Genomic DNA, 19,992 nt, shown 5'->3' with positions numbered 1-19,992 from the left:
ACGTTGCGGCACTATACCGGTATCGGCGCGGTCTGCCCAAATGTGACCCGGGGATTGCCACCGTAATCCTTCACCGTGTCCACCGCCTGATAGTGGTGCTGGCACATCAGTTGACGCACCGCCTCATCCTGCTGCCAGCCATGTTCCAGGAGCAGCCAGCCACCCGGCTGTAACCAGGCGGGTGACTGTGCGATCAGCCACCGGAGATCGGCCATGCCCGCCTCATCTGCCACCAGTGCGCTGCGCGGTTCAAAACGCACATCGCCCTCCTCCAGATGGTGATCGCTGGCATCAATGTAAGGCGGATTACTCACGATAAGATCAAATCGGGTCGGGGTGAGCTGTGCAAACCAGTGGCTGTGCACAAACGTCGCGTTAGCTATCGCCAGATGCGCAGCGTTATCCTGCGCCAGCGCAACGGCAGCAGGGACACGATCAACGCCGATCACGGTGCAATCGGGCCGCTCGCTGGCAATCGCCAGGGCAATGGCGCCGGTGCCCGTGCCGAGATCCAGCACGCGCGCAGGTGCGGCAGGCAATCGGGCCAGCGCCTGTTCAACCAGGATCTCGGTATCCGGCCGCGGGATAAGTGTGGCGTCGCTAACCCTCAGCGGGAGCGACCAGAATTCGCGCTCGCCAACTAAATGGGCGATCGGTTCTCCCCGGGCGCGCCGTGCCAGCAACGCCGTCAACTGTTGTAACTGCGCGTCACTGAGCAGGGTTTCATCAAAAGCCACCAGCCAGCTGCGGGGTTTGCCTGTGACATAACCCAGCAGGATTTCCGCATCACGCTTCGGGCTGTCGCCCCCACACAGCGTGGCAACCGCCTGTTTGAGCCAGTGGCGAATATCCATTAATCCTGACCGGCCAGCGCCGCCAGTTGGTCAGCCTGGTATTCCTGAACGATGGGTTCGATCAGGCTGTCCAGTTTACCTTCCATGGTTTCATCCAGACGATAAAGCGTCAGGTTGATGCGGTGGTCGGTCACACGGCCCTGCGGGAAGTTATAGGTGCGGATACGATCGGAACGGTCACCGCTGCCCAGCAGGTTACGGCGGGTGCTGGCTTCAGCTTCGTGACGTTTTGCCATTTCGGCCGCATGAATACGTGCGCCCAACACCGATAAGGCTTTTGCCTTGTTCTTGTGCTGAGAGCGTTCATCCTGACATTCCACCACAATACCGGTCGGCAAGTGGGTAATACGGATCGCGGAGTCGGTGGTGTTAACGTGCTGCCCACCGGCACCGGAGGAGCGGAAAGTATCGATTTTTAAATCTGACGGGTTGATCTCGGGCAGCTCCGCTTCCGGCAGTTCAGGCATCACCGCCACCGTACAGGCAGAGGTATGAATACGGCCCTGGGATTCCGTCTCGGGTACGCGTTGTACGCGATGGCCGCCGGATTCAAATTTCAGTCGGCCATAGGCGCCGTCACCCATAATACGGGCAATCACCTCTTTATAGCCACCGTGCTCACCGTCGTTAGCGCTGACGATTTCCACCCGCCAGCGACGTGACTCGGCGTAACGGCTGTACATACGGAACAGGTCACCTGCAAAAATGGCCGCTTCGTCGCCGCCGGTACCGGCACGGACTTCGACAAAACAGTCGCGCTCATCGTCCGGATCTTTCGGCAACAGTAACAGCTGCAACTGTTGCTCCAGCGCGTCGGTTTTCTCACGTGCCGCCTGCAGCTCTTCCTGCGCCATATCGCGCATTTCAGGATCGTCGAGTAACATTTTAGCCGTCTCGATATCATCCTGGTTCTGCTGCCAGTCGCGGAAGCAGCGCGTGACATCGGTCAACTGAGCATATTCACGCGACAAAGCACGAAAGCGTTCCTGATCGGCAATGACGCCTGCATCGCCCAGCATCGCTTCCACTTCTTCGTGGCGCTCCTGCAGCGCTTCCAGTTTCGCAACAATAGAGGTTTTCATTTAACTGTGGGATTCCCGTAACAGAAGACGACAGCAGTGTGCCTAATCGAGACCCAGGCTGTCGCGTAAAATCTGCAGGCGTTCGCTGTCGCCGTCGCGCGCGGCCTGCTGAAGAGATTTGGTCGGTGCATGAATCAAACGGTTGGTCAGCTTGTGGGCCAGTTCCTGCATCACTTTTTGCGGATCGGCACCCTGCTGCAGCGCCTGCAGCGCACGGCCTTCCAGTTCAGCGCGGATATCATCCGCCTGAGCACGGTATTCACGAATAGAGTTGACCGCGCCCTGGGAACGCAGCCAGGCCATGAAATCGCTGCATTCCTGCACCACGATACTTTCGGCCTGCACCGCAGCGGCTTTGCGCTGGGCAAGGTTCTGCTCAATGATGGCCTGCAGATCGTCAACGCTGTAGAGATAGGCATTCGCTAACTTGCCCACTTCCGGCTCTACGTCGCGCGGCACCGCAATATCCACCAGCAGCATTGGCTGGTTACGGCGCGCTTTGAGCGCCCGTTCCATCATGCCTTTACCAATGATGGGCAAGGGACTGGCGGTGGAAGTAATGACGATGTCGGCATCGGCCAGGCGTGCGTCGATGTCCGCAAGGCCAATCACTTCCGCGCCCACTTCTTTCGCCAGCGCGTCCGCGCGTTCGCGGGTACGGTTGGCAATAATCAGTTTTTTGACCTGATGTTCGCTCAGATGACGCGCCACCAGCTCAATGGTTTCTCCCGCGCCAACCAGTAACACGTTGACGGTGGAGAGGGACTCAAAGATCTGCCGCGCCAGCGTACAGGCGGCAAAGGCAACGGAAACGGCGTTCGCGCCGATCTCCGTTTCCGTACGCACGCGCTTGGCAACCGAGAAGGTTTTCTGGAACATACGTTCCAGTTCACTGCTCAGTGCATGACCGCGCTGCGAATCGGCAAAGGCTTTTTTCACCTGACCTAAAATCTGCGGCTCGCCCAGCACCAGCGAATCCAGCCCGCTGGCGACGCGCATAAGATGACTGACCGCCTCATTGTCCTGATGCCAGTAGAGGCTGTTACGTACATCCTCTTCATCAAGCTGGTGATAATCACACAGCCAGCGCACCAGACGTTCCTGCAGATCGACCTGTTGCTCTACACTCAGGTAGAGTTCGGTTCGGTTACAGGTGGAGAGCACGACGCCACTCTGCACCATGGGCTGGGATAACAGGCTGTCTAAGGCCTGTTCCAGCGACTCCGGCCCGAACGCAACGCGTTCGCGCAGAGCAATGGGTGCAGTTTTGTGATTGATTCCGAGAGCGAGCAGCGTCATGGCGATTTAGGTTGGGTTGTCCCAATAATGTCAGGGTTTTGTGAAGCGCATTCTACAAGATGCAGCAGATCAAGAAAAGCCATACAAAGGCTATGACTGTAATAAGATTAAGCCGATCATAGCGATTTTGCCGTATAACAGCATTGACGGTTAAAATGCGGATGGTTAGCGTTACCTGTTACCAATGAAAAATGAGTCCGAGGAGATGACCACTTGATGCTTACTTCCCCACGCAATCTGTTGCGCCTTTTACCCCTGGCCGGTGCTGTTCTGCTGGCTGCCTGTAGCATCAATAAACCACAAGGTCCCGGCCCGAGCGCCACTGCGCCCCAATGGCAACATCATCAGCAAGCGGTCAGTAAAGTGACGCAGTACCAGACGCGCGGCGCGTTCGCCTATCTGTCGGACAAACAAAAAGTCTATGCCCGCTTCAACTGGCAGCAGACCGCACCTGACCGTTATCGTCTGCTGTTAACCAACCCGTTAGGCAGCACAGAACTGCAGCTGGATGCGCAGGGTTCTGTGGTGCAGATCGTGGATAGCCAGGGCAAACGCTATGTCAGCAACGATGCGCAGAAGATGATCTCGCAGCTGACCGGCATGGATATTCCGCTGACCAACCTGCGTCAGTGGATGATGGGCCTGCCGGGCGATGCGACCGACTACCAGCTTAACGATCAGTATCAGTTGCGCAGCCTGAACTATCAGCATGATGGCCAGACCTGGCAGGTGACCATCGCCGGCTACGACAGCAACGTCACCCCTGCGCTGCCCGCCAGCCTGGAGCTGAAAGAAGGCGATCAGCGCATCAAGTTACGTATGGATAGCTGGACGCTGAAATGATCACCACCTGGCCTGCTCCGGCAAAACTGAACCTTTTTTTGTACATCACCGGGCGCCGGGCGGACGGTTACCATAACCTGCAAACCCTGTTTCAGTTTCTGGATTATGGCGACAGTCTGGAGATTGTTCCCGATCAGAGCGATGCCATTACCCTTCTCACGCCCGTGTCCGGCGTGCCGGATGCTGAAAACCTGATCGTGCGTGCCGCCGACATGCTTAAGGCGGCTGCCCGCGAGAAGGGAACGCTGCCGGCGCAGGCGGGTGCGCGGATCGCCATTGAAAAGCGTTTGCCAATGGGCGGTGGACTGGGTGGCGGTTCTTCTGACGCCGCTACGGTTCTGGTGGCGCTTAATCATCTCTGGCAAACCGGTTTTTCGCCGACGGAACTGGCACAGATGGGCGTGAAACTGGGTGCGGATGTCCCGGTGTTCGTTAAAGGGCACGCCGCCTTCGCCGAAGGGGTCGGCGAGGTGCTTTCTCCCGCATCGCCTGCCGAAAAATGGTATCTTGTTGCCCATCCCGGCGTCAGCGTGGCCACGCCGGTGGTCTTTAACGATCCGGCACTTCCCCGTGACACGCCCGTGCGCACTTTATCAGCACTTTTACAGGCCCCCTTTCTTAACGATTGCGAATCAGTAGTAAGAAAACGTTTTCGTGAGGTTGATGAGCTTGTTTCATGGCTGCTAGAATACGCGCCGTCGCGCCTGACAGGGACAGGTGCTTGTGTGTTTGCTGAATTTGACACCGAGTACGCTGCTCGCCAGGTGCTGGAACTTGCCCCGTCATGGGTGCGCGGTTTTGTAGCCCGAGGCGTTAACGTCTCGCCGTTACAGCGCACTCTGCAAGGCGATTAGCGATAGCGTGACTGTGTCACCCTGTTCCAGATACAGCACGTTTCGCACTCACATACCCGTGTGAACGATCACGACAGTATTCGCCGGTTACTGTCATGACGTTCATTCTCTGGACGCAAAGCCTGAGGTTCTTCTCGTGCCTGATATGAAGCTTTTTGCTGGTAACGCCACCCCGGAACTAGCACAACGTATTGCCAACCGCCTTTACACCAGCCTGGGCGACGCCGCTGTCGGTCGTTTCAGTGATGGCGAAGTAAGCGTACAAATTAATGAAAATGTACGCGGTGGTGATATTTTCATCATCCAGTCCACCTGTGCTCCCACCAATGATAATTTGATGGAACTGGTCGTGATGGTCGACGCGCTGCGTCGTGCTTCAGCTGGTCGTATTACCGCTGTTATCCCCTACTTTGGTTATGCCCGTCAGGACCGCCGCGTGCGTTCTGCGCGTGTGCCTATTACCGCCAAAGTCGTGGCTGACTTTCTTTCCAGCGTCGGCGTTGACCGTGTTTTAACGGTTGACCTGCACGCTGAGCAGATCCAGGGCTTCTTCGACGTCCCGGTTGATAACGTCTTCGGCAGTCCCATTCTGCTGGAGGATATGTTACAGATTGGCCTGGAAAACCCGATTGTTGTTTCGCCTGACATTGGCGGCGTGGTTCGTGCCCGTGCTATTGCGAAACTGCTGAACGACACCGATATGGCCATCATCGACAAACGTCGCCCGCGTGCGAACGTTTCTCAGGTCATGCATATCATTGGTGACGTTGCGGGCCGTGACTGTGTGCTGGTCGATGACATGATCGACACCGGCGGCACACTGTGCAAAGCCGCGGAAGCGCTGAAAGAGCGCGGTGCCAAGCGCGTGTTCGCGTACGCGACGCACCCTATCTTCTCCGGTAACGCGGTGGAAAACTTACGTAAATCTGTCATCGATCAGGTTATCGTGTGTGACACCATTCCGTTATCCGAAGAGATGAAGTCGCTGCCAAACGTCCGTACCCTGACGCTGTCAGGCATGCTGGCCGAAGCCATTCGCCGCATCAGTAACGAAGAGTCCATTTCGGCAATGTTCGAACACTAATCTTCGCAGGCCGGACACGCTGTCCGGCCTTTTCTTTTGTCTGTACCTCTCCCCTTCCGACAAAGCTGCTTGATTCACAGAAATTTTCGTTATGAGTCACCGCCGTTATTGTCACGCTTACTACGAAAAACTCTTTCGCTGAAATTATCTTATCTGCTCTTTTGCCATTCTGCGTTGAGTGGTACTTTGCCCGCACTTTTTATTGCGATCGTTTTCCACTATGAACCTCGACGTCTATACGTTATTTATTTGCGAACTCTACGTACTGGGGTTTATGAGTCTGATCCTGGCATTTGCCTGGGTCGGTTCGCATTACGATCGCACGCTGGGCTATGTTTGCGTGGCCATTTTACTGACGCTGGTCGCCTTTATTCTCAGTAGCCTGCGCAGCCAGGGCTATCAGTTTTTACCGGTGGCCATGAGCAACGTGTTGCTTATGCTGGCTTACGGGGGATTGTTCAGCGCGTTTCGCACATTTTGCGGTAAGCAGCCGGGGATGAGTGGTCTGGTCGGAGCGCTGATCTGGTCACTGCTCTGCCTGATTCCGGGATTTTATTACAGCTTATCGCTGCGCGTACTGGTGCTCTGCCTGCTCTGCATCGGGTATACCGGAGCGCTTATCTATTTTCTCTGGCTGGCGCGGCGCAATATGGATGCAACGTTCTGGCCTGCCCAGCTCCTGCTCTGGATTCACCTGATATTCCATGTGGCTCGCATATTTCTGGATAATTCCCGCCCGGTTGGCGTTCAGGGCGCGATAAGCGGATCGAATTTCTCCGTCTATGTGATTATGGAATCCATGCTGTTTGTCATTGGGTTTACCGTGACGATTCTGGCGATGGTCAATGAGCGGACGCGCAATGCGCTGAAAGCGGCTTCACTGCACGATCCTCTGACCAATATCTGGAACCGTCGTGCGCTGTTTACCGGGGCCGAGGTGATGATTAAAGCCTGTCAGAAGCAGAATAAAGCGCTGACGGTGGTGTTATTCGATCTGGACCATTTTAAAGGTATTAATGACCGCTACGGGCATCATCAGGGCGACCAGGTTCTGATTGATTTCAGTCACCGTGTGTCCGGCATGCTGCCTGAAGGGGCGCGCTTTGCGCGACTGGGCGGCGAAGAATTTGCCGCCCTTCTGCCGATGATGTCAGCGCAGGCTAACGTCTGGTGCGAGCAGGTGCGCCAGGCGATCCACCTTTCCCGACCGGGGCAGATTCCCTATTCCGTCAGCATTGGCTTCTCTACCGCCGACAATCGCCACATTGATTTTGGCGAACTGATGGCGCTGGCTGACAAAGCGCTCTATCAGGCAAAAGCCAAAGGCAGAAACCGAACCCAACCCTGCCTGACGTTGCCGGGAACGTGATTATGACGAGTGATGGCTGCGGCGGCAGCGTTTATCGCCATAATGCCGCTCCCAGTAATAGCGATCTTCGACTTTCTCACGACCGCTAATGCAGGCACCGGCCAGCCATAACAGTGCGCCAAAGAAAATCCCAAACATCGCGCCCTGCGCCAGTATCTGCGGCAGATTTAAAGAGGGAAGTTGGTTGATAATCGAAAAACCAACGCCGAGTACCATGGTCACTAAGCCCAGTGCCATTAAGGCATTTCCTGCCATACGTGAGTGATGACGTTTCATCTTTCACCTCCTGACGGTGCGGTCCGATGAGCGCACACAATGTTAACCTGTCAGTAGTTTAGGCAATGACAGCAGGCTAATTTGTGCACTTCGTCACACTCAGAGCAGGATAAGTGTGACCAAAGCATAATTACAGCTTATTGATTTAGATGAAAAACAATTAATCACAGACACTAATAATTCGTGGCTCACACTTTGTGATCCGCAGCCTGGCACAGTAAACTACTGCCCTTTGGTGATAACAGCAGGATATTCCTTGTGAGCAGCATTAAACTGATTGTCGGCCTGGCGAATCCCGGTGCGGAATATGCCGCCACGCGCCATAACGCGGGTGCGTGGTATCTGGATTTGCTGGCTGAGCGGCACAATCAGTCGTTAAAAGAAGAAGCCAAATTTTTCGGTTATACGGCGCGACTGGCGCTGGCGGGCGAAGATGTCCGACTGCTGGTGCCCACCACCTTTATGAACCTCAGCGGCAAAGCGGTCGCGGCGATGGCGACCTTCTACCGTATTGCGCCCGAAGAAATTTTAGTGGCGCACGATGAACTCGATCTGCCACCGGGCATTGCGAAATTCAAACAAGGCGGCGGTCACGGCGGTCATAACGGCCTGAAAGACATCATCAGCAAGCTGGGCAATAATAATAACTTTCATCGTCTGCGCATCGGTATCGGCCATCCCGGTGACCGCAACAAAGTGACCGTATTTGTGTTAGGCAAACCGCCCGCCAGCGAGCAAAAGCTGATCGATGACGCCATTGATGAAGCAGCGCGCTGCACCGAACTGTGGCTGAAGGAAGATCGCATTAAGGCAATGAACCGCCTGCATGCCTTTAAGCCTGTCTAATCGCCCCGATTGTCGCGAATCTGTGTATAATGCGCGAAAATTATCTTACGTTTCCGGCAGCGCCTGCGTTCAGGCGTTGCCCATCCAGCTATAAAGGGTATTAAACCATGGGATTCAAATGCGGTATCGTGGGCCTGCCAAATGTCGGTAAATCCACTCTGTTTAACGCGCTGACAAAAGCGGGTATTGAAGCGGCGAACTTCCCCTTCTGCACCATTGAACCCAACACGGGCGTTGTGCCTATGCCTGACCTGCGTCTGGATCAGCTGTCCGAGATCGTCAAGCCACAGCGCGTGGTTCCGACTACCATGGAATTCGTCGATATTGCCGGTCTGGTAAAAGGTGCATCGAAAGGTGAAGGCCTGGGCAACCAGTTCCTGACCAATATCCGTGAAACCGAAGCGATCGGACACGTGGTTCGCTGCTTTGAAAACGACAATATTATCCACGTGAATAATAAAGTCGATCCGGCTGATGATATCGAAACCATCAACACCGAGCTGGCGCTGGCGGATCTGGACACCTGTGAACGTGCACTGCAGCGCGTGCAGAAAAAAGCTAAAGGCGGCGATAAAGACGCGAAAGCGGAACAGGCGGCGCTGGAGAAATGTCTGCCTCATCTGGAAAACGCGGGCATGCTGCGCGCGCTGGATCTGACCGATGAAGACAAAGCCGCCCTGCGCTATCTGAGCTTCCTGACGCTCAAGCCCACGATGTACATTGCTAACGTCAACGAAGATGGCTTTGAAAACAACCCGTACCTGGATAAAGTGCGCGAAATCGCCGCCAAAGAAGGTTCTGTCGTTGTGCCAGTCTGCGCCTCTGTCGAATCTGATATCGCCGAACTGGAAGACGAAGATCGTGACGAGTTTATGGCCGAGCTGGGCATCGAAGAGCCAGGCCTGAACCGCGTGATTCGTGCCGGTTACGCACTGCTGAATCTGCAGACCTATTTCACCGCCGGCGTCAAAGAAGTACGCGCATGGACTATCCCTGTTGGCGCCACCGCCCCACAGGCCGCCGGTAAAATCCATACCGACTTCGAGAAAGGCTTCATTCGCGCACAAACGATCGCGTTTGAAGACTTTATTACCTATAAGGGTGAGCAAGGCGCGAAAGAAGCGGGCAAGATGCGTTCAGAAGGCAAAGAGTACATCGTTAAAGATGGCGATGTGATGAATTTCTTGTTTAACGTCTAATCCTCACCGTGAAGTGAACTGCACGTGAGTGAACAGGGTTGTGAAAGCCACGCGAATGCGTGGCTTTTTTGTTTTAAAGCTTCACAGAACAGGTTTGAAAAAAGCCACTAAAACATTGAGGATCAAACGCAACGTAGGCTGAATTTTCCGTCTTGAAAATAAGGCGGCAAATAAGCAATCTGACGAGGTGTGATAAATCACAACAAGAAAGCCCGGGTTCACTTTGCTATTACCTTAGTTGTTATCCCTGCTTAACAGAGACTGGCGCAGGGCCTTCCTCGTCGCGGCGCCAGCAGTGATTTACCGTGACGAGGAAAGTGCCTGCAGCACTTTCAGCTCGGCGACCGCTTCCTGCATGGCATCCATACCTGCCGTTAAGGTGCGCAGATTATCCAGCTGTTTCGCCATCCCTGCCCGTTCATGACGGCTTCGATCGCTCATGGCGGCAATCGCATCGGCAGCCTGGATACTGCGGTCTGCCATGTCCGTCGCGGTTTGTACCGTGTTTGTCGCGACATCGCGGATACGCGAGATCGTGTCGACCGCATCATTAATGTTGCTTGCGGTCGCTTCAGCCTGCTCTTTCGAGGATTGCGCCAGGCGCCGAACCTCCCCTGCCACAACGGCAAATCCTCTGCCAGCTTCCCCCGCGCGTGCAGCCTCGACAGCGGCATTGAGCGCCAGAATATTGGTCTGGAAAGCGATATTGCTGATGCCGTGCGTAATAACGTTGATGCCGTTAGATATCGCTTCCAGATCGTCCAGCCCGCCCCCCAGGCGCCCTTGTGCCTGCTGGCTTTCTTTGGCGAGAGTGCTGATAGCGCGAATGCTGCTTTCGGCCATCGACAACGCTTCGCTCTGGCTCTGGGTTGCCGCCTCAAGTACCGGCAGCGCCTGAACGATAGGTGCCAACTCCTGCTGATAGTTCACCACGCGAGCCAGCACGCCCGACTGGACGCGGTTTAGCGCTTCCCAGCGACGTAACGCGCGCTGCGCATAGTGCGCGGCATAGCTGGCATATTCCACCGGAAATTGCGCCATGGCGTTTACGTTATGATTGAAGAATACCAGTGCAGACAAGGTCTGATTGATCGGTACGCCCAGAATTTCACCAAAGCTGGAGAACCCGGCCGCCGGGATGCCTTTAAAGAAATGCGCATCGTGCAGCTTATCGGGATTGCCCTGTCGGCGCAGTATGCAGTCATTCATCAGGACCGCCGCCGGTTTGCCGTGACGTTGCGTAAAGGCCTGCCAGTCCCGCAGCGTAGCCTGTTTAAAATCGGTTTCACGCATTAAGTAAAGCCGATCGCCAAACTCCAGATCGCAAAAAAACTGTACACTGTGGCTGTCCATCTTCGCTACAGAACGAATGAAATACGCGTCACTTACCTTCACCGCAAACGTTAAACCTTTCAGACGCTCCGTCAGCTGCTGTTCATTGCAGCCCAGATGTTCAGCCAGTGCCTGGGTGAAGGGCTGTTGCTGCCCCTGTGGGTTGAACACGGAAGTCAGGGTACGCTTAACCGGATCCGCCTCGGCAATCAGCCAGCTCTTGTTCAGTGGCTCGAAGTTCTGACTCTTAAAGGGTGAAAAGGACTTACCCGCCGCCATTTTGCAGAAAACAATAACGGCTTTCCCCTGCAGTACACGCCCGCCAGCGCCAATCCATGTCCCGTCAAAGGTGACGCGTCCACCGGCGGATCCGCCGATTGCCAGGCAGGGAAAGCGGCCCGTATTATACCAAGCCTGCATTAAAAACCCTTCCGATGCAGACAGGCCGTCACAGTAAATCATGGCAAAGGTACGGTCAGCAGAGAGCGGCATGCTCAGCCTCAACGCAGCCAGCTCATCCTGGATGGCACGAATGCGGTCCGTCGCCGTGTGGGTATCGTGAAGGTGCAGATCGACCACATGTGTTTCATGCTCTGCAATCAGGTTACGGGGTAACCAGAGCCAGCTGCCTTCCTGCCCGTCGCCTTTGCAGTACGTTGTTTGCTTGCCGCTGGCGCTGAGCGCTCCGTTAGAGGAGAGCGTAATGACGGTCAAATCTGTTGATGTAAAGCGTTGCCATGCCTGACTGACCTTATGAAAATCGGCCTCTGGCGGCACAAACGTCAGCAAAATACCCGCAGCACGACTGCTGAGGCCTGCTGCAGAGAGCGAAGTGGGTAAGCTTTCACAGTTAAAGATCCCGTTGGCGGGCTGAGATCCCCCCGCAAAACGTGAACCGGTTAAGCTTCTGGTCATTGTCTTGATGACAGACATATTGTTGTTTCCACTGTAATTAAAAGGAATGCACGTACTGGTGTCGTAAAAAAGCACACAAATGACTGAGTAATAATCAGCTTTGACGCTTCAGTCTCAGCCCCAACATTGAGCTGAGCATGCGTTATCGACACAGGAGGCAATTGCTTCAACGATTACTGCGATTATTGTTATTGATGGGTCAGTGCTGGACAGGGCGACGGTTGTGACAGGCTGGTTCTCTGCATTTTCATTGGGATGCCTGCCCGCAGTTAAGATGCGCACAGAACCGCCGCGCCCTTTCCGCCCGGACGCCTTCATGGCCAGCGCAGTGATCTGCCCTTCTGTTTAGTCATGCTAAAACCCGTCACGCCGTAAGACAGAGGGGAAGACATGACTTTTTTACTGCGATTTACCGATGCTTTGATGACGGGAGGGATATAAGAAAAACCTATGAATAATGCGTCTTAACTCATTGACAAAATTTAATTTTTACAGAAATTACCATGACGTGTTTTCTTACATTTAATTGTCCTGGTTTCGATAAAGGTTGGTCTGTCTGTGCCGAAAGATCACCGTCCCCCTCTCCCTTTATCAGGATAGATTTATGAAGATCGCAACACGGCTCGGTTTGGGTTTTGGCACGTTAATCATTTTTTTCTCCTTGTGCATAGTGGTAGCCATTCATTCTTTATACCAGTCTAAAAACACCCTTGAAGCCATTGTTCAGGGTGATATGAAGAAAACAAAATTAATCACAGACCTGACACTTATTCAGCGTGATATGGCAATCACGGTAAGGAATCTGTCCTTATTTACAGATGAAAAAGGTCTTGAAGAGCAATCCGCTCGTCTTGAAAAATTAAAAGCCCGGTTTGTTGACAGCAGTTCTCAACTGGGCCAGATGATTGACCAGTCGGGCAGTAACGAGGAAAAAAAAGCGTTTGAGGCAATCGAAAAGAGTCAAAAAAATGCCCTGGACTCCTTCAGTAATACTGTTCCTCTGGCATTGGGGAAAAATAACGCAGCAACAGTGAAATTTCTTCTTGATACCGTCAGACCAGCCCAGAACCCCCTGATTGACGGACTCACCTCAATGGGCGAAGTGCTCACTCAGCGCTCTGATAATGCCGTCAGTCAGAACAGTAAGACAACGGAGCAGGCCTATATTATTTTGCTGGTTCTGCTGGGCATTGCGGTCATTTTGGGCTTGCTGACGGGAAGTTACCTGATTCGCAAGATTATGCGTGAACTCGGCGGTGAGCCGGTTACAGCGCAACGGCTCGCTTACGCTATTTCACAAGGGAATCTGACCTCAACGGTTCAACTGCGAAAAAATGATGACCGCAGCCTCATGGCGTCTCTCGACGCGATGCAAGCCAGACTGCGCGGGATCGTGTTGCAGATTAAAGACGCCTCCGCGTCCGTTGCGCTGGCGGCCGATGAAATCGACCGGGGAAATACAGAACTCTCATCACGAACCGAGCAGCAGGCTGCCGCGCTGCAGCAGACCGCCGCCAGCATGGAGCAGCTCACCAGCACGGTGAAGAGCAACACAGCCGGTGCGCAGCAGACCGCTGAATCTGCCCGGGCAACAGCAGAGACCGTTAACGCCGACAAGTCCAAGGTCAGCCACATGACCGATACCATGCACAACATCCATGAGAGCGCAGTCAAGGTCCGTGATATTACGTCCGTGATTGAAAGCATCGCTTTTCAGACCAACATCCTGGCGTTGAATGCCGCCGTGGAAGCCGCGCGTGCAGGTGAAGATGGTCGCGGATTCGCCGTCGTGGCTGGTGAGGTGCGGACACTTGCCCAGCGTAGTGCCACGGCCGCGAAAGACATCAAGCGTCTGATTGAACAGGCCGTCGCACACGTTGACAGCGGCGTAGAAATTGCCGCGCTAACCGGGCAGAGCGTCCTGAAAGTCATGAGTATGGTCAGCGACCTGGCTGAAGGGATGGACTCGATTGCCCGGGCCTCTTCTGAACAGCTGCAGGGAATTTCAGAAGTCAGCGTGGCAGTGAATCAGATGGACGGCGTCACACAGAATAACGCGGCGCTGGTCCAGGAATCGTCAATGGCCTCCCGTTCGCTGTCTGAACAGGCCCAAACATTACGACAGATTGTTGGGTCGTTTAGCGTCTGAACATTCAGGTAACGCCCGCGTTCCAGGCTTCATCAGGAAGGTACAGGGACAATCACATCTGCCTGGCGCAGGTCCACAGGCTGTGGTATCTGCGACAGATTCCGGCGCGTGTTGCGAAGGGATGGCGCTTTGTATCGTGACTTATTCAGGCTGCCCTAAACGTCGCAACGGTAAAAGAGAGTGGCGCTCATGCGCCCTCTCTTCCTCGCCAGCGAAATGCGTGAGCCTGGCGCTGATTTTCATGCATGTCCTGATGTGCCACAACGCAGCGTTACCGGACGTCCGTATGACTGTCGTTGACAAGCCGCCTACAGATCCTGCAGGGCCTGGATAATTGACGTATTCATCTCATGAACCGCCTCTTCACGCCGGCGATAGTATGTCCATTTACCGACCTTGCTTGCCTCAAGCAGGCCGGCATCATGCAGCGCTTTCAGACATAACGAGGTGGCGGGCTGTGAGAGGCCCGCTTTGTCCTGAATAAGACTGGCACAGACACCGTACTGATCGAAGGGATACAGCTGAGAATAGTCAGCAAAGGCTTCGTCAGGGCGTTTAAGCCATTTGAGCACCGCAACCCGTGTCGGGTTAGCCAGTAATTTAATGGCATTTTCAGGTGTCATGCCGTCTCAGAACCTCAAGCAGAATAGAAAGGGTAGTCAGTATAGCCTTTCTCACTTCCACCATACAGTGAGGCAGGATCCGCGTTGTTCAGCGGGTAGCCCATTTTGAAACGCGCCGGTAAATCCGGGTTAGCGATAAACGTGCGCCCGAAGCCAAACAGATCGCCCCATCCCTTTTCCAGCATACGTTCGGCCTTTTCCCTGGTATAACGTCCGGAATACATGATGGGGGAACGGAAGGTTTCACGCAGCGCAATACGGAAGCTTTCGGGCATCTCCGGACTGTTGTCCCAGTCCGCTTCGGCGATAGACAGATAGCCAGTTTCAAGCTCGTTTAGCATCTGCGCAGCACGAATGTAGGTAGCATGCGGATCGCGTTCAACCAGCCCCAGATAAACGCGTTCTTCCTCTGTGCTTGAGAACAATGGCGCGAAACGTACGCCGACACGGTGACTGCCAAATACCGCACTCACCGCTTCGGTGACTTCACGCAGAAAGCGCAGGCGGTTATCAAGGGAGCCGCCATATTCATCGGTACGGAAATTGGTGTGTTCAGAAATAAACTGATTGATCAGATAACCGTTGGCGGCATGCAGCTCGACACCGTCAAAACCGGCTTTTTTCGCGTTCTCTGCTGCCGTGCGGTACATCGCCACAATCGCTTTGACTTCCGATGTGGTCAGTTCGCGCGGCATGCTGGGTTCCGTCAGCATACCGGCACCAGGTCCGGTTTCAATAAAGACCCGTACGCCGCTGGCGGCAACGGCGGAAGGAGCAACAGGCGGCTGTTTACCGGGCTGCAACGCATTGTGCGATACGCGGCCCACGTGCCAGAGCTGGCAAAAGAGCGTTCCGCCCTCTGCATGCACAGCGTCGGTGACGTTTCGCCATCCCGCAATTTGTGCGTCGCTGTGAATGCCAGGCGTCCAGGCATAGCCCTGCCCGCGCGGTTCAATTTGCGTACCTTCGGTGATCATGAAGCCCGCGCTGGCACGCTGGCGATAGTACTCCACCATCATCCTGCCGGGAATGTTGCCCGGCTGCTCGCTACGGCAACGGGTCAGGGGTGGAAGCGCAATGCGGTTACGCAACGTGAGATCACCCAGCGTCAGGGGCGTGAAAAGAGACGACATAATTAACATCCTTAAAAAGAAACAGGGTCGGCATTATATTTACACATTTAAATTTGTAAATATGTAATGTGTGCGGTTATCTCCCGTTGTCATGATGACTCTGCCAGATTGCCTTCACCGCGCCCTTCACCTAAGCGTTACCGTTATCCTCACGGCGGAACGACCGGGCTGATGGTGGCTGTTTCGGCTTTTTTGCGGCAAAAATCAGCATCACTCCGCCGGTCGGAAAATCCCTCACTGCCCTTTATCAGCGCAGTATGAACGGATGCAGCCTCGATGATGAACGCAGCAAAACAATGGCGGATTGGCGCATAAAGCAGAAGATAGCCGCTTTATACTCTGTTAAATCGCCAGAACCGGTCACCTGAAACGCGACCTGCGGTACAGCTCGGGCAGAGACGAAGGCGAGTCGCCTGCACATAACATTGCTTCTCTGTCCCGTCCTCAGCATATGCATGCCGCCCTTTTCAGGAGAGAGGACAGGGATATATCAGGCTGGGGATAGGACGGCACGTAATCTTTGCGCCACGGGGGCTTCTTCACTGGCACAGGCCCCATGCCTGCGCCCTTTCCTTTGCACCCTTTTTACACCGCACCCGATCTTTTTTACGCCACTTTTACACGCCGGGCGCTTAAATCAACGGCACCGGGCGCTGAGGCGTCCATGTAAAAGGAAACCGTTGATGAAATGTGTGAATGCGGCCTCTTTCCTGCCGGTTTGTGGTGATGCCGTGATTGCGGATCTTGCCGAGCAGCAGCGGCTGCGCCTGCTTTCTCCCCGTAAATGGTTCAGAGAGACAATGGAGGTCAACACCGATCCGGCCATTCTCAATCCGCGGCTGATTGCCCAGTGGCTGGGTTCGGCTATTCCCGATGCACGTCTGCTGACGCTGGCGCTGAACAGCAGTCTTTGCTTTGGCCTCTATCGTCATACCCGGCAGATCGGTTTTGCGCGGGTCGTTACCGATATGGCCGAAACCTGGGTTATACAGGACCTGTTTATCTCGCCAGAGTATCGCTATATCGGGCTGGGATCCTGGCTGCTCCACTGCTGTCTGACCCACCCTGGCGCCAGTGGCTGTCATCGCATTATTGCACTGAGCGACAGCGCCCAGGACTTTCTTGAACGCAACGGATTCATTTGCCATGCCTCACTGCCGGGTCTTTATCTCAGGGCGGTTGCGCCTTACGGCCTGAGCGACTCGTTGAGCGCTGACCGCGCCCACCACCATTAAGCGGACAGGACGCTTTGCCATGTGTGGCCTGCTGCAGTTTTTCATCCGACCTCAACCCGATCACGGCTGGACGCCGGGCACGGCAACTGATGCCCTGCCCGCCCATAAGGAAAACACCATGTCAGGTTTTATCCTGGTATCACATAATCATTCACAACGTTCCACGCTGTCTGCAATTTATGAAGGTCTGCTTTCCCGCCACGGCGGACTCTGGATAAGCTGGGATGGTGAGACGACGGTGCTGCCTTCTGATGCACCAAGACCGCTGAGCATTCAGCAGAAAGGCCCTTACGAAACGCTGACCTTTCCTCTGTCTTCCGCCGAAGTGAAAGAGGGTTATCACCATTATATTCATCAGGGATTGTGGCCGGTTTTCCACCAGCGTCCGGATTTGGCCCGCTTTTCTGCTGACGGCTATCGGGAATACAAAAAGATTAACGAAGCCTATGCGCGGGTCATCTGTGATAACGCTATGCCCGAAGACACCATCTGGATACAGGATTACCATCTGCTGGGCTGCGCCCATTACCTTCGTGAGGCCGGACTGACTAATCCTGTGGGCTTTTTCCTGCACCAGCCCTTTCCCTCAGGCACGATGTTTGAAGCGATTCCCGACTGGCGCTGGCTCACGCAGTCGCTGCTGTGCTGTGATCTGCTCGGCTTTCAGACCGTTCAGGACCTGAACAACTTTATCGTCTGGCTGGAAAGCGAATTCCGCACCGAGCGCCTGAGCGTAGACAGCGTTCGTGTGCAGGGGCGGATTGTAAAGCTCGGCGTCTTTCCTGTCGGGATCGATCTGGACGATGTGCGCTGCCTGCGTGACAGCAACAGCTGTGCGTTTATGGAAATGCAGTGTCGTGAAAGCTTACCGGAAAACACCGTTCTGAGCGGCGGTCATCTTGATGAAAGCGCCGGGCTGCCTTACCGCATCAGCGCGGTAGAAGTGTTACTGCGCAAACATGCCGTCTATCAAAAAAATATTACCCTGCTGCAACTGGCCCCGCCTGCTGCGGGCTACGCGGACCGGGCAGCGGCTGTCACGCACACGTTAGAAACTCTGTGCGGAGAATGTAATGGCGTGCATGGCATGATGAACTGGTATCCCGTGAATTGCCTGACGCATGCCTACAGCCGTGAGGAGCAGGCGGGTATTTATCGTGCCTCACGCGTCGCGCTGGTCACGCCCCTGATGTCAGGCATGAGTCTGATGGCGAAGATGTATGTGGCCCTGCAGGATCCGGAAAACCCAGGTGTGTTGATCCTGTCACAGTTTGCGGGCGCGGCGGAGCAGATGGACGGCGCGCTTATCGTCAATCCCTACGATCCGGATGCCATGGCCGATGCCATTCACAGTGCTCTGCTGATGCCGCTGCGTGAACGGCGACACCTGCACGCGCGCCTGATGAAGGGGTTACATCTGCATGACAGCCATCACTGGGCAGAGGCATTTCTGTCTGTGCTGGGCGGCATGCCGGTCATTCCGGGCACGGTTATGGCAGCCGCGCCCGCGTTGCGTCTGAGCAGCAGCCGGGTGCGCTACTGAGGTGACAGGCAAACGCTGCGCCAGTCAGCCCCCCTGGCGCCGGTTGCGGCACGGCAGACAACCTGACCGGGTCTCTGTCCTTTGCTGGCACGCCAGATCAACGCTTCACATCACAGCCGCTGTGCTTTCCAGCGCGGCAACAATCGCGGCTTCCATTTTTTCAGGAGAAGTGATGGGGGCAAATCGTCTGAGCGGTTTACCATCACGCGCGATCAGAAACTTAGTGAAATTCCACTTAATCCGCCCACCCAACACACCTGGCAATGCCTGTTTCAGGAAACGAAACACCGGGTGCGCTGCGGCGCCGTTGACCTCGACTTTCTCGAACATCGGGAAGCTCACGCCATAGTTGATATGGCAGGTCTGTGCGATATCGTCGGCATTACCGGGTTCCTGCCTGCCGAACTAGTTGCAGGGAAAGCCCAGTACCACCAGCCCCTGATCGACATACTTTTTGTAAAGCGCTTCCAGGCCTGCATATTGGGGCGTGAAGCCACAATGACTGGCGGTATTCACCACCAACACCACCTTGCCAGCGTAGTCGGCCATCGTAATGCGCTCGCCATGTAAACGGGTAGCACTGAGTTGATAAAAGGCCGTCATAGTGTAATCCTCAGAGAAAAAACATTTACCGCCAGGACTGGCGCGCCGTACATAACAACACAGGGGCCCGGCAAGCCGACTTTTGATCGGCGGCGAAGGCGCTGGCAACAGGATGTGACCCGGCCAACCCGTTTTATGGCACACCCTCTTCGCGCTTAGCCAGGGATAACACTGGCCAGGGTATTTAAAAAGACGTGGCCAAAGCATAACAGAGAAATACGCCTGTCATTAAACCAGCGATGTACAGCGGAACGATGTCGCGTTAAGAAGAAAAAAGGCCCGGCCCCCATGTTTACAGGCGTTTGTTGCCTGTCCCGTCAGAGCGGCTGTCTGGCTCATCCTGTCCGTTTCTCCCAACGTCATTGGGCGATCAGTTGCTTTGAAACCTGATGATTTGGCCTCTAAAAATCAGAACCCCAAATAAACCTGTACAATGACTGATTTGTTGTATAACTTAGATCTATACACTCAGCATAATAACTGTACAATGGAGAAACTTATGCAACACAGACTGCCCGTAACTGGCGTAAGTAAAGATGTTTCATCCTTCTTCAGCCGCGCATCACTGCCCTCACAGCAGGAAACGTTGGGCGTTGTTGTGGTTGAAATACTCAGAGCAGGTCGTACGCTGAACCGCAAAGCGCTTTGCAAGTCGCTCATTGAACGTATGAGCCATGTTTCTTCTCCTCAGGAAGAAGAACACCTGCAGGAGCTGTTGCGCCTTCTGTTCTGATACTGGCTGGAACCTTCTGA

17 protein-coding genes and 1 pseudogene are annotated in these 19,992 nt (G+C 54.8%); 10 read left to right on the top strand and 8 right to left on the bottom strand.

Annotated features, from left to right (window positions below):
* Nucleotides 1-11: 11 nt before the first annotated feature.
* Genes prmC through hemA form a run of 3 tightly spaced genes read right to left on the bottom strand, consistent with a single transcriptional unit; the run spans nt 12 to nt 3,235 of the window.
* On the bottom strand, nt 12-854 hold the full coding sequence (gene prmC, locus G5574_RS00375) for a peptide chain release factor N(5)-glutamine methyltransferase (protein WP_006118904.1): 843 nt from the start codon (nt 852-854) through the stop codon (nt 12-14).
* Nucleotides 854-1,936: a peptide chain release factor 1 gene (prfA, locus tag G5574_RS00370; RefSeq protein WP_006118903.1), complete on the bottom strand. Its 1,083-nt coding sequence runs from the start codon at nt 1,934-1,936 to the stop codon at nt 854-856. The genes prmC and prfA overlap by 1 nt, the downstream gene beginning before the upstream one ends.
* Nucleotides 1,937-1,978: 42 nt before the next feature.
* Nucleotides 1,979-3,235, bottom strand: coding sequence for a glutamyl-tRNA reductase (hemA, locus tag G5574_RS00365; RefSeq protein ID WP_058708723.1), 1,257 nt, complete (start codon nt 3,233-3,235; stop codon nt 1,979-1,981).
* A gap of 216 nt (nt 3,236-3,451) precedes the next feature.
* On the opposite strand from hemA, the gene lolB reads away from it, so the two are divergent.
* From lolB to G5574_RS00345, 4 genes are all read left to right on the top strand, one after another.
* A complete protein-coding gene (gene lolB, locus G5574_RS00360; protein WP_006118901.1) occupies nt 3,452-4,078 on the top strand; it encodes a lipoprotein insertase outer membrane protein LolB in 627 nt (208 codons plus the stop codon).
* Nucleotides 4,075-4,932 carry a 4-(cytidine 5'-diphospho)-2-C-methyl-D-erythritol kinase gene (gene ispE / locus G5574_RS00355; RefSeq protein ID WP_058708725.1) on the top strand — a complete coding sequence of 286 codons (858 nt, stop codon included), beginning with the start codon at nt 4,075-4,077 and terminating at the stop codon, nt 4,930-4,932. The genes lolB and ispE overlap by 4 nt, the downstream gene beginning before the upstream one ends.
* A 136-nt stretch (nt 4,933-5,068) precedes the next feature.
* A complete protein-coding gene (gene prs / locus G5574_RS00350) occupies nt 5,069-6,016 on the top strand; it encodes a ribose-phosphate diphosphokinase (RefSeq protein WP_006118899.1) in 948 nt (315 codons plus the stop codon).
* Between the two features lie 220 nt (nt 6,017-6,236).
* Nucleotides 6,237-7,385 (top strand): GGDEF domain-containing protein, encoded by a 1,149-nt coding sequence (locus G5574_RS00345; protein ID WP_033741053.1) that lies wholly within the window; start codon nt 6,237-6,239, stop codon nt 7,383-7,385.
* On the opposite strand, the gene ychH is transcribed toward G5574_RS00345, so the two are convergent.
* A complete protein-coding gene (ychH, locus tag G5574_RS00340; RefSeq protein ID WP_033741052.1) occupies nt 7,386-7,661 on the bottom strand; it encodes a stress-induced protein YchH in 276 nt (91 codons plus the stop codon). It lies immediately after the preceding gene.
* A gap of 258 nt (nt 7,662-7,919) precedes the next feature.
* Here ychH and pth point away from each other — a divergent pair, with 258 nt between their 5' ends.
* On the top strand, nt 7,920-8,507 hold the full coding sequence (pth, locus tag G5574_RS00335; RefSeq protein WP_164481847.1) for an aminoacyl-tRNA hydrolase: 588 nt from the start codon (nt 7,920-7,922) through the stop codon (nt 8,505-8,507).
* Between the two features lie 107 nt (nt 8,508-8,614).
* Nucleotides 8,615-9,706 (top strand): redox-regulated ATPase YchF, encoded by a 1,092-nt coding sequence (gene ychF, locus G5574_RS00330; RefSeq protein WP_033741049.1) that lies wholly within the window; start codon nt 8,615-8,617, stop codon nt 9,704-9,706.
* A 300-nt stretch (nt 9,707-10,006) separates the two neighbouring features.
* Here the strand turns inward: ychF and G5574_RS00325 are convergent, their stop codons facing one another.
* Complete coding sequence (locus G5574_RS00325) at nt 10,007-11,971, bottom strand: methyl-accepting chemotaxis protein (RefSeq protein WP_164481846.1); 1,965 nt, start codon at nt 11,969-11,971, stop codon at nt 10,007-10,009.
* A 586-nt stretch (nt 11,972-12,557) separates the two neighbouring features.
* Between G5574_RS00325 and G5574_RS00320 the strand changes: the two genes are divergently transcribed.
* Nucleotides 12,558-14,102, top strand: coding sequence for a methyl-accepting chemotaxis protein (locus G5574_RS00320; RefSeq protein ID WP_033741048.1), 1,545 nt, complete (start codon nt 12,558-12,560; stop codon nt 14,100-14,102).
* A gap of 308 nt (nt 14,103-14,410) precedes the next feature.
* On the opposite strand, the gene G5574_RS00315 is transcribed toward G5574_RS00320, so the two are convergent.
* Complete coding sequence (locus tag G5574_RS00315; RefSeq protein ID WP_006119667.1) at nt 14,411-14,725, bottom strand: ArsR/SmtB family transcription factor; 315 nt, start codon at nt 14,723-14,725, stop codon at nt 14,411-14,413.
* 14 nt (nt 14,726-14,739) lie between these two features.
* Entirely contained in the window at nt 14,740-15,858 is a 1,119-nt protein-coding gene (locus G5574_RS00310) for an alkene reductase (RefSeq protein WP_058708727.1), read from the bottom strand.
* A 683-nt stretch (nt 15,859-16,541) separates the two neighbouring features.
* On the opposite strand from G5574_RS00310, the gene G5574_RS00305 reads away from it, so the two are divergent.
* Together G5574_RS00305 and G5574_RS00300 are read left to right on the top strand one after the other, a co-directional pair.
* Nucleotides 16,542-17,093, top strand: a complete 552-nt coding sequence (locus G5574_RS00305; RefSeq protein ID WP_164481845.1) for a GNAT family N-acetyltransferase — start codon at nt 16,542-16,544, stop codon at nt 17,091-17,093.
* A gap of 118 nt (nt 17,094-17,211) precedes the next feature.
* A complete protein-coding gene (locus G5574_RS00300; RefSeq protein ID WP_164481844.1) occupies nt 17,212-18,636 on the top strand; it encodes an alpha,alpha-trehalose-phosphate synthase (UDP-forming) in 1,425 nt (474 codons plus the stop codon).
* Between the two features lie 105 nt (nt 18,637-18,741).
* On the opposite strand, the pseudogene G5574_RS00295 reads toward G5574_RS00300, so the two are convergent.
* Nucleotides 18,742-19,239, bottom strand: a pseudogene (locus G5574_RS00295) (glutathione peroxidase).
* Between the two features lie 499 nt (nt 19,240-19,738).
* Here G5574_RS00295 and ycgZ point away from each other — a divergent pair.
* Nucleotides 19,739-19,972: a regulatory protein YcgZ gene (gene ycgZ, locus G5574_RS00290; protein ID WP_006119672.1), complete on the top strand. Its 234-nt coding sequence runs from the start codon at nt 19,739-19,741 to the stop codon at nt 19,970-19,972.
* Nucleotides 19,973-19,992 lie beyond the last annotated feature (20 nt).

This window comes from Pantoea stewartii, assembly GCF_011044475.1.
Lineage (GTDB): Bacteria > Pseudomonadota > Gammaproteobacteria > Enterobacterales > Enterobacteriaceae > Pantoea > Pantoea stewartii.
Note: the sequence above shows the minus strand (reverse complement) of the source record. Positions and strands in the feature narration are given on the sequence as shown.

Bases quoted from the DNA above. Each gene is read 5' to 3' on its own strand.
- prmC (WP_006118904.1), bottom strand. From the start codon at position 854: ATGGATATTCGCCACTGGCTCAAACAGGCGGTTGCCACGCTGTGTGGG.
- prfA (WP_006118903.1), bottom strand. From the start codon at position 1,936: ATGAAAACCTCTATTGTTGCGAAACTGGAAGCGCTGCAGGAGCGCCAC.
- hemA (WP_058708723.1), bottom strand. From the start codon at position 3,235: ATGACGCTGCTCGCTCTCGGAATCAATCACAAAACTGCACCCATTGCT.
- lolB (WP_006118901.1), top strand. From the start codon at position 3,452: ATGCTTACTTCCCCACGCAATCTGTTGCGCCTTTTACCCCTGGCCGGT.
- ispE (WP_058708725.1), top strand. From the start codon at position 4,075: ATGATCACCACCTGGCCTGCTCCGGCAAAACTGAACCTTTTTTTGTAC.
- G5574_RS00345 (WP_033741053.1), top strand. From the start codon at position 6,237: ATGAACCTCGACGTCTATACGTTATTTATTTGCGAACTCTACGTACTG.
- ychH (WP_033741052.1), bottom strand. From the start codon at position 7,661: ATGAAACGTCATCACTCACGTATGGCAGGAAATGCCTTAATGGCACTG.
- ychF (WP_033741049.1), top strand. From the start codon at position 8,615: ATGGGATTCAAATGCGGTATCGTGGGCCTGCCAAATGTCGGTAAATCC.
- G5574_RS00325 (WP_164481846.1), bottom strand. From the start codon at position 11,971: ATGTCTGTCATCAAGACAATGACCAGAAGCTTAACCGGTTCACGTTTT.
- G5574_RS00320 (WP_033741048.1), top strand. From the start codon at position 12,558: ATGAAGATCGCAACACGGCTCGGTTTGGGTTTTGGCACGTTAATCATT.
- G5574_RS00315 (WP_006119667.1), bottom strand. From the start codon at position 14,725: ATGACACCTGAAAATGCCATTAAATTACTGGCTAACCCGACACGGGTT.
- G5574_RS00310 (WP_058708727.1), bottom strand. From the start codon at position 15,858: ATGTCGTCTCTTTTCACGCCCCTGACGCTGGGTGATCTCACGTTGCGT.
- G5574_RS00305 (WP_164481845.1), top strand. From the start codon at position 16,542: ATGAAATGTGTGAATGCGGCCTCTTTCCTGCCGGTTTGTGGTGATGCC.
- G5574_RS00300 (WP_164481844.1), top strand. From the start codon at position 17,212: ATGTCAGGTTTTATCCTGGTATCACATAATCATTCACAACGTTCCACG.
- ycgZ (WP_006119672.1), top strand. From the start codon at position 19,739: ATGCAACACAGACTGCCCGTAACTGGCGTAAGTAAAGATGTTTCATCC.